The organism is Janibacter anophelis NBRC 107843 (assembly GCF_001570945.1).
Classification (GTDB): domain Bacteria; phylum Actinomycetota; class Actinomycetes; order Actinomycetales; family Dermatophilaceae; genus Janibacter; species Janibacter anophelis.
On sequence record NZ_BCSQ01000083.1, the window covers coordinates 1 to 10,956 of the forward strand.

The window sequence follows — 10,956 nt, forward strand, 5'->3', positions numbered from 1 at the left end:
GGGTCGTCTCGCCGGGGGGCGAGCCGATCGACCACGTGCGATCGCACTCCTCCCGGCCGTCGACGCCGGGGACGGTGAACTTCATGTACTGGCCCGCGTTGAAGCCGATCTCGCGGTCGAGCTCGACGACGAGCCGCTTGGTGTCGGCCGCGATGTCCTCGAGGACGACGACGGTGCCGGTGAAGTCCTCGACGGGGTGGACCTCCATGTCCTCGTCGACGTCGAGGTCGGCCTCGATCGTCACGTCCTCGCGGGGCTTGGCGCAGCAGGTGAGCAGCTTCCCCTCGTCCCGCTCGAAGTCCATGAGGGCGAAGCTGCTCGCCTCACCCAGGTCCACCTCACCGTCGAGCTTGTCGACCTTGCAGGTCGCGCAGGTGCCGTGGGTGCAGCTGTGCGGCAGCCACACCCCGGCGCGCAGGCAGGCGTCGAGGATCGTCTGGTCCTCATCGCACTCGACCTCGCGGCCGACGGGTTCGACGGTGATCGTGTACTTGGTCATGGGGTGCTCCTCGAGCGGGACGAAGGGGTAACGCTGGTTGAGGTGCGAGGAGCTCTGCGACGAGCCTCGAAACCTCAGGCGGCCACGCGGGTGCCGATGACGTCCTTGTGACGGACGCCGAGCTCGCTCAGCGTCTGGTCGTCACGCGGCTCGAAGGGGGCGCCGTGCAGCGTCCACGTCCGCGCCGCGGCGGGGTCGTAGTCCGGGTCCTCCTCGGCGAAGGGCACGAACATCTGGTCGCGGAAGTCCGCCCAGGTCATCTCGCGGGGCGCCCGGAACATCGCCGGGGACGCGAACCACATCGTGTCCTGGAACCACACGCTGACCAGCTGGTCGTCGCCGTAGTTCTCCTGCGCGGACCGGGAGGGGAAGTCGTACTCACCCAGGCTCTTGATCGCCATGTCATGCACCTGCCTTGTCGCTCGTCGGGGCGGCGGTGTCGGCAGCGGCCTCGCCCTGCCACTGCTGCCAGTTCTGGTGGTCGCGCGAGCCGAGGTACTCCCCGGCGTCGCCCTCCTGCAGGCCGTACCACTCGAGCACCTCCGGCACGGTCGGGCCCCCGCAGTTGCCCTGGTAGATCTGGTGCACGGGCAGCCAGGCCTGGCGGTACTTCTCCGGCTCCCGCTCGAAGATCCACTGACACCCGTTGGAGCAGGTGTGGTAGATCTCGCCCTCGAACTCGGACTCGCGCTGGGCGAAGGTGCTCGGGTCACCCGGCTCGGTGAAGAGCATCGGCACCTGGCAGACCTGGCACAGCTGGGGCAGACCCGGCGCGAAATGCCGCCCGCCGTTCTCAATGTTCTTCTTCTCCTTCTCCCACAGCGGCCGGTAGTGCTTGTCGAAGGTGTCCGGGTAGGCCTGCGAGAGCCAGTCCATGTGCTCGTCGCTCGGAGCGCTCGTCGTGAAGGCGGCCGCGAAGGAGAACTGGTAGAGGGTCCAGTACACCTGGTGGGAGAGGATGTCCTTCTCCTTGATGGCGTCCTCGACGTGGCGCGGAGGCGTGATGCCGTAGAAGGCGAGGTCCTCGAAGAGGCCACCGAGCATCTGCTCCTCGAAGTACAGCTCGAAGGACTCCTTCCAGCTCATGACCTTGCGCGGGAGCATGTAGTCGAGCATCTGGGCGACGAGTGCGGTGACGCGGTAGGAGCGCCAGAACCACTTGTCGATCCAGCCCTGAACGATCGGGACGTTGGCCTCGTCCTGCTCGAGGAGGAACTTGATCGCCTCGAGGCCCAGGGTCATGTGCCGCGACTCGTCGGACTGCGCCGAGAAGCCGAAGGTCATCGTCGGCAGGTCGCCGTTGAAGGACGACCCGGACATGAAGGGCACGAAGAGCAGGTTGGTCAGCAGGTACTCGAAGGAGAAGCCGATCGCGATGAGGAACTCGAAGGGCCCGCAGGACAGTGCGTCCTCCATGAAGCTCTTGGGCACCGACAGGTACCAGACCCGGTCGTAGTGCTCCGGCCAGTTGTGGAAGCCGGAGTAGTACTTGTTGTAGTTGGACAGGGTGTGGATCTCGGTCTGCATGTGACGGATCTCGTCGATCGACTGGCACAGTGCCGCAAACCGCGGGCCGGGTCCGGCGAAGTGCCGCGCCAGGTAGGCGAAGTGCCGGTGGGCGCCGTACTCGAGCGGGGTGACGCCCTGGATGAAGATCTTCATCGCGTTGAGGTAGCTCGCATCGGTCAGGCCGAGGTGGCCCTGCCCCTGCGCGAAGCCGTCGAGGACGGCGTAGAGGCGCTTGTCCTTTTCGGCCTGGTACTTGCAGTAGGCGTCGATCGTCAGGCGGAAGGGGTCCTCCCAGGCCGCCCAGTCGTGGATCTTGATGCCCTCGTAGTCGAGGTGCGGGAACATCTCGTCCTTGTCGACGTAGGACGGCTCCCAGTCGAGGCCGCGGGTGAGGGCCTCGTAGCGGGCCTTCATCGACAGCTTCTTGGCCTTCTTCGACTTCTTCTCCGGTGCAAGTGTCATCGTGGGTCTCTCCTGTGGTCAACGGTGGTCGAGGTGTGAGGGCGCCGGGCGCCCGAGCCTCGAGACCTGATGCGGTCGGTTGGTCTGTCTGTCTGTCTCAGTGGTCCCAGGCGATGACGATCTCGTCGTCGTCCCACTCCTGGATGTTGCCGAAGTAGCTGACGATCGCCATCTGGAACTCGTGCGTCTCCCACTCCCGGCCGAGCTTCTCCTCGACGGTCTCCTGGGTGACCACGATGCGGCCCGGGGCGGTGATGCGGACGAGTCCGGGGGTGTGCATCACGCTGCACCCGGGGTTGTCGGCCTCGATGGCCTCGATGACGGGCCGGTTGTTCTCCGACTCCTGGATGACGACGCCGACGTCGCGGACACCCTTCGTCTGCGGATCGTCTGCCGTGGTCTGCTCCTGCATGGCGCTCTCCTCTCAGGCGGCCGCGCCGGCGTGCGCAGCGCGCACCTCGGCGGCGGTCGTGGTGATCCGGTCGACGGCCGAACTACCGCCGAGCAGCTCGTCGATGCGGGCGGCGAAGGGGGTGACGACCTCGAGCGCCGTGTCGACGGCGGCCGCACTGTGCTCCGCGAGGAGGGCAGCATTGGTCGCACCGAGCTGGGGGTCCTCGCGCCAGGCCGTGTACAGCGCGTCGATCCACTTGCGGTTGTCGGCGAACCAGCTCGCCATGTGCTGCGCGACGAGCGAGTAGGCCGGCGCACCGCTGACGACGGCCTGGTCATCGAGGTGCTGGTACAGCAGGTCGTACACGAGCCGGTCGACGGCGTCGAGACGCAGGAGCGCCAGACCCCAGTCGGTCTCGACGATGGTCTCCTCGGCCATCCGGCGCAGCCCCTGCAGGGGCGCGTCCTGCAGCCAGTGCTCCTTGGCCTCGGCGAGCAGGTCCGCCGTGCCGCCGCCGAGGGCGATGCCGACCCGGCTGAGGACCTGAGCGTTGCCGACCCGGTCGAAGGCCGAGTAGGCAGCCGCCTGGGTCACCGTCGCGCCCCAGCCGAAGCGGGCCATCCCGCAGAGGATCAGCTGGCCGGCGCTCTCGAGGTGCCGCAGGGGCAGCACGAGCTCGGTGAGGACGCTGCGCCAGCCGTCGGGCAGACGCTCGAGCAACCCACGTGCCTCGATGTACTCGAGCGAGGTCGCGAAGGCCTCGTGGTGGCCGGAGCGGGCGGTGACGTAGGGGGCGTAGTAGTACTGCCGCGGGTCGAGGTAGCTGTAGGGATCGGTCAGCCGGAAGACGCTGTAGGAGTCGTCGAAGATCTCCCGCGTCGGGTCCCACGTCGGGCGGTAGTGGAAGTGCTCCTTGGGCTGCACGTCGATGCTGCCCTCGGTGTAGCGCGAGGCGGGCTTGTCGCCATAGCGCTTCGCGACGTGGGTGAAGGTCTGCCGCTGGGGTTCGATGACCTGGGTCTTGAGCTCGTACTGCACTGGACGTTCTCCTTGGTCTGGTGGACTGGCGAAGGGGGGTCAGCTCGGCTGCGCGGTGCGCATCGCCTGCGTCGGGGCGGTCTCCAGGAGCCGGACGAGCAGATCCGGCAAGGCGTCGGGACCGTCGAGCTCACGCTCGTCACCCCCTTCGTCGAAGGTGCCGACGAGACGACCGACCGCTCGGCCGTCGGCGAAGGTCGTGGAGCACCGGGCACCGGCGTCACCGAAGGTCACGGTGAACGCCAGCTCGTTCGGGAGGGTCTCGTCGACGAGGCCGAGATGCTCGCGCTCGGACCCGAGGACGGCATTCGCCTCGCAGACGTACTGCTCGGCGAGCGACCGCAGGGCGACGTGCCGGTCGGCGCCGGTCCCGGTCGCCACCCGCTCGCTGATCCGGGTCCGCGGCACGGTGGTCGGCTCCTGGGACAGCTGGCCCAGGTGTTGATGGGGCGTGCCGACGAGCTCGGCGACGCGCGTCATGAAGGGCGTCATGGCACCTCTCCTCGGTGATCCGGGGACGAGGAGCGAGGTCCGCCCCACCACCCCGGCGTGGTCTGTCGTGGAGGCAACGTAGGCCGGGTGTGGCGCCCGCCACGATCCGATGAGCGCAGTCGCTGTCCGCTCGGCGCAGGCACCCGTCAGCACATCGTTGTTCCCCGCTGCGGAACGCCACCGGCCCCGTCACCCTGGGGGGTCATCATCGAGCGATCACGGATGACCGCGAGAGGAGTGCGATGAGGCATCTTCTGCAGTCGGCACCCCGGTTCGAGGACTGGGAGGGGGTGCACGACGCCCTGTCCAATGCCTATTTCCCGCACGCGATGCACCCCAAGGCCGTGCCCGGGGCTGCTGCCTCGGGCATCGAGGTCGTCGACCTCGACAGCTGCCGGCTGGCCCGCATCAAGTTCGGCGCGACCGTGGGGATCGACTCGGACCACCCCGGCGCCGTGGCGGTCAACATCCCGCTGAGCGGTCACCTCGCCTCCCGCATCGGCAGCATGAACTACGACGCCGCACCCGGTCGGGCCACGGCCTTCCCGGCCGACACCCCCGCACACATGCCGGCCTGGGCTCCTGACCTCGTCGTGCTCGGCCTGCGCATCGACAGCGCGCACCTGCACCGTGAGAGCGAGCGGGTCTTCGCCCGCAAGGACGTGCGGTTGCCGACCGACATCGACCTGCGCACCCCGGCGGGGGCTGCGTGGTTCCGGATGGCGCGCACGACCTTCGACAACGCCCGCGACTGCGGCGGCGTCCTCTACCGCGACCCACAGGTCGCCGACTCCGTCGCGAGCATGCTCGTCACGGGGCTGCTCCTGGCCGCGGTCCCGGACGAACCCACCGCTCGCAACGCGCTGCGGCCCCGCCCCGTCCACCGCGTCGTCGAGGCGATGGAAGCCGACCCGACGCGTCCCTGGACCCCGGTCGACCTCGCCGAGATCGCCGGCGTCAGCGTGCGCCGGCTCCAGCAGGCATTCCGCGAGCACCTGGGCACGACACCCTTCGCCCATCTGCACGACCTGCGGCTCGACCGCATCCACGACGACCTCGTCCACGGGCGCGGGGGCACAGTGACCGAGGTCGCCCTCTCGTGGGGCATCACCCACCTCGGGCGATTCGCCGCGGCCTACCGCGAGCGCTTCGGCGAACTGCCGAGCCAGACCCTGGCCCGGGCTGCCTGACGCCCCGAGGCTAGGTCCCGGTGATCGCCACCGCTCCGGCCGCGGCCACCTGCTCGTCCTCGCCTGCCGAGCCGCCGGAGGCGCCGACCGCACCGACGAGCTCGCCGTCGACGCGCACCGGGACCCCGCCGCCGAAGGCAGCCACCCCGGGCCGGTTGCCGATGCCGCGGATCACCGCGTCCTCGCCGGCGAGCGCCTCGTAGAGGCCGGAGGTCGGTGCCCCGCCGAAGCGGACGACGGTCCGCGCCTTGTCGATCGCGATCTCGCCAGAGGCGGCGAAGGCGCCGTCCATGCGAGCGAAGGCGAGCAGCGTCCCGCCGGGGTCGACGACGGCGACGTTCATCCGCAGGTCGTGCTCGCGGGCGTGCGCCAGGGCAGCGGCGAGCGCCGCCTCGGCCCCCTCGAGGGTCAAGACGGCGCTGCCGCGGGTGTGCTCGCCCATCCTCAGGTGAGCACCGTGGTGAAGCGTTCGTTGAGCTCGCGGTCGTGGTAGAAGATCCCCTTGCCGAGCTGGTCGATGGTCCACACGTTCGCCGGGCGGTCGGGGAAGGCGAGGTACCCGCCGGAGAAGACCTCGTTGCGGTTGCCGCTCGGGTCGAAGAAGTACACGGTCTGCCCGCGGGTGATGCCGTGGCGGGTCGGGCCGATGTCGATCGGCACGTCGTCCATGGTCATCAGGTCCGCCGCGCGACCCACGGAGTTCCAGTCCTCGAGGCGGAAGGCGAAGTGGTGCAGCTTGCCCTGGGGGCCGCCGATGACCGCGAGCTGGTGGATCTGGTTGTTGGAGGTCATCCACGTGCCGACGCACTCGTGGTCGTCGTCGAGGCTCGTCTGCACGCGCTCGGTGGCGTAGAAGCCGAAGACATCGGAGAGCATCCGCTCCATCGTGCCCACGTCGTCGGTCGTGATGAGGGAGTGGTCGAGGGCCGGGGCGCCGATTCCGACGAGGTGACGGGGGAAGACCTCGGGGTTGTGCGTGCCGAGCTCGGTGCCGATCGCGGTCGCCTGGTGGTAGACCTCGAAGACGTGCTCGCTCGGCGTGACGAAGCGGATGCCGTCGCCGATCTCCGGGTTGTCCCCCTTCGACATGCGCTCGACGGTCAGGCCGAAGGCCTTGGCCTTGGCCTCGACGTCGTCGATGTCGGCCTCGTGCTCGACCTTCCAGCCGTACTTCACGACGCCCACGCCCCCCTCCTCGAGGACGACCGAGTGGTGGTCCCACTCGTCCCAGCCCTTGTAGAAGACGCGCTTGTTGCCCTCCGGGGAGGTGTCCTCGAGGGTCTCGTACAGACCCAGGGTCGAGGCGTAGTGGTTCTTCGCCTCGGTCATGTCCGTGACACGCACGTGGGCGTAGCCCATTCGCATGATGCCCATGTCTACTGCTCCTCCGAAGGGGTGCGCTCGGACCTGGCTCGTTCACGCCGGGCGGCGTTGAGCTGGCCGAGCAGGGGGTTGACGAGGCGCAGGGACGCGTCTCGCATCTGGATGGTCAGGTCCTCGTCCGGCACGGCACGGCAGCTCAGGCAGGTGCCGTCGACGTGCTCCTCCGGGGTGACGACCGTGTCGGCCACGATCCTGTTGTAGGAGAAGGATCCGTCGAGGACGTCGATCTTGCAGATGCCACAGCCGCCGCGCTTGCAGCCGACCGTGTAGGCATAGCCCGCCTTCTGCAGGCCGGCCAGCACGGTGTCGTCGGGGTCGATCTCGATCTCGGTCCCCGACGGCTGCACGATGATCGTCGCCACCGAACACTCCTTCGTGGTCGTCGGGTCACCTCTGACCCGTCCCCCTGACCATCTCCCGCCACGACGACGAAGGGAGCATCCGTTCCCCTTCGCGGAACGGCTCGGACGCTAGGGCCGCCCTCCGGCGGCCAGCGCCTGGCGCAGCACCGCCTGGATCATCGGGACGAAGAGGTCGATGCTCGCGGCCGCGTCGAGGTCGTCGAAGACCTCACCGGCGACGACCAGCCCGTCGGACATCGCCCGGAAGAGCACGGCGACGTCGGACGTCAGCTGGGGGTCGCCGAGACCGGCCAGCGCCCGCTCCAGCCAGACGGTCATCATCGTCAGGGCCTGGGCCCGCACGTCCAGGTAGGCCTGTCGGGTCTGGCGGGTGTCCTCACCGGACTCCAGCAGGACCTGCATCCCGATGTTCAAGAAGCTGGGCTTGCGCCGCAGCGTCTCCTCCGTCGCGCGCAGGAGGCCGCCGATGTACTCGAGGGGGTCTCCGCTCCCTTCGCTCCATCCCGGCGACTCGGCGAGCCACCGGGCGAAGCTCGTGCGCACGACCTCGGCGAAGAGCGCGTCCTTGTCGGTGAAGTGCCAGTACAGACTCGAGACGGGCAGCCCCGAGCGCTTGCACACGGCCGCGACCGTCGCTCCGGTGACGCCGCGCTCGCGGGCGACCTCCGCGGCGGCGACGAGGATGCGGTCACGTGAGGCGAGGCCGGGCTCCGTGGTGCCATGGGCCGAGGGGGTGGCGCTGGTCATCGGGCCCATCCGATCTCCTGCAGGTGGGCGGCCCAGCCGGCCGCCATGAGCGAGGTGAGGCGGCGCACGTCCTTGATCGAGCTGGAGCGCACGTGGACGAAGAGCCCGTCCATGAGGACCATGTGGGTGCGGGCGACGCGCTGGGCCGCGGCGAGTCGGGCGTCCTCGTCGGCGAAGGCCTCGGGCAGGAGCACCTCGGTCCACCAGGCGGCCATCGTGTCCTCGGTGTCGCGTCGCACCTCGAGGTAGCGGGCGCGGGCCTCGGGCTCCTTGACCCTCTTCTGCAAGGTGAGCAGCAGGCCGAGCTGCCAGAACTGCGGCGTCTCGACCAGGGAGAGCGCAGCCCGCTGGAAGCGTTGCTCGATCCGCTCGCGCAGGTCCTCCGGCTCCTCCCGGCGCACCCAGGTCGGCGCCGTGGACCGCCACTGCCGGTAGGAGTGCTCCAGGGTCGCGGCGAGCAGCTTTTCCTTGTTGCCGAAGTGCCAATAGATCGAGCTGGCCGGCAGCCCGGTGCGCTCGACGACCTTGGCCACCGTGGTCCCGTCGTAGCCTGACGAGGCAGCGATCTCCAGCGTCGCCTGCAGGATGGCCTCGCGGGAGGCCTCGCCCTGCTTGTGGACGCGCGCGGTCTTGCGCGGCATGGGTCCCCTCCGTCGGTCGGCGCATCCGGGGTGGTTCGCACCGTGTGCTGGAGCCGATCCTACGGCGAAACGTCGATCACCGGAGGCTGATCCCCGCGCTTCCCTTGAATCTGAGCGATCGGTCGCGTTAGTCTGTCTGTAGCGATCACTACGGTCTCTGCGCTTCAGGGCCCCGGCTGGGACTCACTGGGCGAGGTGAGCTATCGCGTCCACACCACGGGCGAGCCGGGGATGACCCCCCTGCTCCTCCTCCACGGCTCCGGCCCGGGGGCCACCGGCACGTCCAACTGGCAGGCCGTCATCGAGGAGCTCGGCGACCGCTACCACTGCATCGCGCCCGACATGATCGGCTTCGGCGACTCGACGCACCTCGAGGACCCGCCGCGGGGGATGAAGGCGCTCAACCAGGTCCAGGTGCGCACCCTCTTCGAGCTGCTCGATGCGCTGGGCGCGCAGGGCCCCGTGACGCTCGTCGGCAGCTCGATGGGCGGGATGATCTCGCTCGAGATGGCCCTGCTCGACGGCGACCGGGTCGGCCCGATGCTCCTCATGGGCTCCGGTGGCGCCCCCGACCTGCCGGGGACCGAGGGGCTGCAGCACCTCTTCTCCTTCTACACCGACCCGACGCCGGAGTCGATGAAGCAGCTGCTCTCCTCCTTCGTCTACGACATGGACGCCTCGCCGCCAAGGTCGACCAGGTCGTCTCGGAGCGCATGCCCTACATCGAGCGCGCCGACATCAAGCGGTCGCACGCCGCGATGTTCGACCCGTCCGCGCCCAAGCCGGGCTTCACGGCGGGGGAGATGGCCTCGATCGGGCACAAGGTCCTGTGCGTGCACGGCCGGGACGACATCATCGTGCCGGTGCAGTCGAGCACCTGGCTGGCGCAGCACCTGCCCGACGCGTCGCTGCACATCATCCCCGAGTGCGGCCACTGGACCCAGATCGAGGCCCACGACACCTTCATCTCCCTGCTCGAGAGCCCGGTCGCCGGCAAGCTCTGACCACTGGGCTCACGCCCCCTTCGCCCCTCCGGAAGGTCTGCATTGCCCTACGGCAATGCCGAGTCTCGACATCACGAGACCGCGCATCTCCCCGGGGAGATGCGCGGTCTCGTGCGTACGGACGAAGGGGGGTCAGCCGCTGTTGCGTTCCTTCTGCCGGATGAGGTCGAGGGCGATGACGGCACCGATCGTGCCGAGCTTTTCGTGGACGGGCACCTGCGGGGTGAACCCGAGGACATAGCGCTCCCGGCCGAGGAAGGCCTCGGCGACGCCCGGCCAGTGACGGCTCGCGGTGGCCGCGAGACCGCCCGGGCCCGTGACGGTGAACTCGCGGTCCCACATCGACCCCTCGAGCCGCAGCTGAGGGCCGGTGGACAGCTCGATGCGCAGCGCCTTGTTGAAGAAGGTGAACTCCTTGACCACCTGGGCGACGACGTTGCCCTGCCAGTCCTGCACCTCGAAGCGGTCGAGCCCCAGGTTGGGCGGGTCGACGACCCGCACGAGCAGGGTGCCGTCGGTGTCGACGATCGCCAGCTGACGACTGCCCATGAGCAGCCGGCTGCCCATGCCCCCCTCGGTGACGATCCGACCGATCTGCGTGCCGGCGAGGTCGTGGATGCCGAAGTCGTTGCTCAGGAAGGACCGGACCTGGTCCAGGACGATGGCGTCGGTGTCGAGGATCCCCATGGGGACATCCTGCCCGGTCTCAGCCGTAGGTGTCCCGTGGCCCGCGGCCGTCGCTCGTGCGGCGTGGACCCCGCGACCACGAGGGTGCGCTCGGTCCGTGCACGCGGATCTCGTGGACGACGTCGGGGCCGACGGATTCGCTGATCCGGCCCAGCAGCGAGCTGGACAGCAGCCGGATCTGGGTCGCCCACGCGGTCGAGTCGGCCCGCACCGACAGCACCCCGGCCTCGAAGGTCACCGGTTGGCAGTGCTCGGCGACCTCGCGGCCGACGATCTCCGGCCAGCGGCCCATGACCGACCCGGCGGCGACGTCCACCTGCCAGCCGCGGTCGCCGACGAGCCGCTCGACCTGGTCGCCGATGGTCTGCGGGTCGCGCCCGCCGGTGGAGAGCACACCCTGGGGTTGCCACTTCCGCTTGCGGCGCGGCTTCATCCCCGGGCGCAGCCCCTTCTTCGCCGCGGCCGCCCGTGCCCGCGCCAAGGCGGCGGCCGCCGCGTCCTCGACGGACCCCTCGGTCGGCTGCCCCGTCTCGGCCGCGTCCGTCGGT

15 protein-coding genes and 1 pseudogene are annotated in these 10,956 nt (G+C 69.5%); 3 read left to right on the forward strand and 13 right to left on the reverse strand.

What is annotated here, in order from left to right:
• The 6 genes from JAN01S_RS15545 to JAN01S_RS15570 form a co-directional block, all read right to left on the reverse strand.
• On the reverse strand, window positions 1-499 hold a 499-nt coding region (locus JAN01S_RS15545; RefSeq protein ID WP_157075798.1), incomplete at its 3' end, for a 2Fe-2S iron-sulfur cluster-binding protein.
• A 74-nt stretch (window positions 500-573) separates the two neighbouring features.
• On the reverse strand, window positions 574-900 hold the full coding sequence (locus JAN01S_RS15550) for a phenol hydroxylase subunit P4 (protein ID WP_068319614.1): 327 nt from the start codon (window positions 898-900) through the stop codon (window positions 574-576).
• A 1-nt stretch (window position 901) separates the two neighbouring features.
• Window positions 902-2,470, reverse strand: coding sequence for a YHS domain-containing protein (locus JAN01S_RS15555; RefSeq protein ID WP_068319619.1), 1,569 nt, complete (start codon window positions 2,468-2,470; stop codon window positions 902-904).
• 97 nt (window positions 2,471-2,567) lie between these two features.
• Complete coding sequence (locus tag JAN01S_RS15560) at window positions 2,568-2,882, reverse strand: MmoB/DmpM family protein (protein WP_068319621.1); 315 nt, start codon at window positions 2,880-2,882, stop codon at window positions 2,568-2,570.
• A gap of 12 nt (window positions 2,883-2,894) precedes the next feature.
• A complete protein-coding gene (locus tag JAN01S_RS15565) occupies window positions 2,895-3,902 on the reverse strand; it encodes a ferritin family protein (RefSeq protein ID WP_084360317.1) in 1,008 nt (335 codons plus the stop codon).
• A 39-nt stretch (window positions 3,903-3,941) separates the two neighbouring features.
• Window positions 3,942-4,394, reverse strand: a complete 453-nt coding sequence (locus tag JAN01S_RS15570; RefSeq protein ID WP_068319623.1) for a hypothetical protein — start codon at window positions 4,392-4,394, stop codon at window positions 3,942-3,944.
• A gap of 242 nt (window positions 4,395-4,636) precedes the next feature.
• On the opposite strand from JAN01S_RS15570, the gene JAN01S_RS15575 reads away from it, so the two are divergent.
• Window positions 4,637-5,584, forward strand: a complete 948-nt coding sequence (locus JAN01S_RS15575) for an AraC family transcriptional regulator (protein ID WP_084360318.1) — start codon at window positions 4,637-4,639, stop codon at window positions 5,582-5,584.
• Window positions 5,585-5,594: 10 nt separating this feature from the next.
• Here JAN01S_RS15575 and JAN01S_RS15580 read toward each other — a convergent pair whose 3' ends face one another.
• The 5 genes from JAN01S_RS15580 to JAN01S_RS15600 all read right to left on the reverse strand — a co-directional run bounded on the left by JAN01S_RS15580 (window position 5,595) and on the right by JAN01S_RS15600 (window position 8,717).
• The gene (locus JAN01S_RS15580) at window positions 5,595-6,026 is read right to left on the reverse strand and encodes a GlcG/HbpS family heme-binding protein (protein ID WP_068319626.1); all 432 of its coding nucleotides are present in this window, start codon (window positions 6,024-6,026) and stop codon (window positions 5,595-5,597) included.
• Window positions 6,027-6,028: 2 nt separating this feature from the next.
• Window positions 6,029-6,958: a catechol 2,3-dioxygenase gene (locus JAN01S_RS15585; protein WP_068319627.1), complete on the reverse strand. Its 930-nt coding sequence runs from the start codon at window positions 6,956-6,958 to the stop codon at window positions 6,029-6,031.
• Between the two features lie 2 nt (window positions 6,959-6,960).
• A complete protein-coding gene (locus JAN01S_RS15590) occupies window positions 6,961-7,329 on the reverse strand; it encodes a 2Fe-2S iron-sulfur cluster-binding protein (protein WP_068319628.1) in 369 nt (122 codons plus the stop codon).
• Between the two features lie 108 nt (window positions 7,330-7,437).
• A complete protein-coding gene (locus JAN01S_RS15595; RefSeq protein WP_218000063.1) occupies window positions 7,438-8,076 on the reverse strand; it encodes a TetR/AcrR family transcriptional regulator in 639 nt (212 codons plus the stop codon).
• Window positions 8,073-8,717: a TetR/AcrR family transcriptional regulator gene (locus tag JAN01S_RS15600; protein WP_068319633.1), complete on the reverse strand. Its 645-nt coding sequence runs from the start codon at window positions 8,715-8,717 to the stop codon at window positions 8,073-8,075. The genes JAN01S_RS15595 and JAN01S_RS15600 overlap by 4 nt, the downstream gene beginning before the upstream one ends.
• A 231-nt stretch (window positions 8,718-8,948) precedes the next feature.
• Here JAN01S_RS15600 and JAN01S_RS17795 point away from each other — a divergent pair.
• Window positions 8,949-9,332: pseudogene (locus JAN01S_RS17795) on the forward strand (alpha/beta fold hydrolase); the annotation flags it as partial.
• Window positions 9,333-9,430: 98 nt separating this feature from the next.
• Entirely contained in the window at window positions 9,431-9,721 is a 291-nt protein-coding gene (locus JAN01S_RS17620) for an alpha/beta fold hydrolase (protein ID WP_244884866.1), read from the forward strand.
• Between the two features lie 132 nt (window positions 9,722-9,853).
• On the opposite strand, the gene JAN01S_RS15610 is transcribed toward JAN01S_RS17620, so the two are convergent.
• Both JAN01S_RS15610 and JAN01S_RS15615 read right to left on the reverse strand, forming a co-directional pair.
• A complete protein-coding gene (locus JAN01S_RS15610; RefSeq protein ID WP_068319634.1) occupies window positions 9,854-10,408 on the reverse strand; it encodes an LURP-one-related/scramblase family protein in 555 nt (184 codons plus the stop codon).
• Window positions 10,409-10,427: 19 nt separating this feature from the next.
• The gene (locus tag JAN01S_RS15615; protein WP_068319635.1) at window positions 10,428-10,889 is read right to left on the reverse strand and encodes a DciA family protein; all 462 of its coding nucleotides are present in this window, start codon (window positions 10,887-10,889) and stop codon (window positions 10,428-10,430) included.
• Window positions 10,890-10,956: the final 67 nt, after the last annotated feature.

What these genes read in the sequence shown, in the direction of transcription:
- JAN01S_RS15550 (WP_068319614.1), bottom strand. Translation starts at nt 900, where the DNA reads ATGGCGATCAAGAGCCTGGGTGAGTACGACTTCCCCTCCCGGTCCGCG.
- JAN01S_RS15555 (WP_068319619.1), bottom strand. Translation starts at nt 2,470, where the DNA reads ATGACACTTGCACCGGAGAAGAAGTCGAAGAAGGCCAAGAAGCTGTCG.
- JAN01S_RS15560 (WP_068319621.1), bottom strand. Translation starts at nt 2,882, where the DNA reads ATGCAGGAGCAGACCACGGCAGACGATCCGCAGACGAAGGGTGTCCGC.
- JAN01S_RS15570 (WP_068319623.1), bottom strand. Translation starts at nt 4,394, where the DNA reads ATGACGCCCTTCATGACGCGCGTCGCCGAGCTCGTCGGCACGCCCCAT.
- JAN01S_RS15575 (WP_084360318.1), top strand. Translation starts at nt 4,637, where the DNA reads ATGAGGCATCTTCTGCAGTCGGCACCCCGGTTCGAGGACTGGGAGGGG.
- JAN01S_RS15580 (WP_068319626.1), bottom strand. Translation starts at nt 6,026, where the DNA reads ATGGGCGAGCACACCCGCGGCAGCGCCGTCTTGACCCTCGAGGGGGCC.
- JAN01S_RS15585 (WP_068319627.1), bottom strand. Translation starts at nt 6,958, where the DNA reads ATGGGCATCATGCGAATGGGCTACGCCCACGTGCGTGTCACGGACATG.
- JAN01S_RS15595 (WP_218000063.1), bottom strand. Translation starts at nt 8,076, where the DNA reads ATGACCAGCGCCACCCCCTCGGCCCATGGCACCACGGAGCCCGGCCTC.
- JAN01S_RS15600 (WP_068319633.1), bottom strand. Translation starts at nt 8,717, where the DNA reads ATGCCGCGCAAGACCGCGCGCGTCCACAAGCAGGGCGAGGCCTCCCGC.
- JAN01S_RS17620 (WP_244884866.1), top strand. Translation starts at nt 9,431, where the DNA reads ATGCCCTACATCGAGCGCGCCGACATCAAGCGGTCGCACGCCGCGATG.
- JAN01S_RS15610 (WP_068319634.1), bottom strand. Translation starts at nt 10,408, where the DNA reads ATGGGGATCCTCGACACCGACGCCATCGTCCTGGACCAGGTCCGGTCC.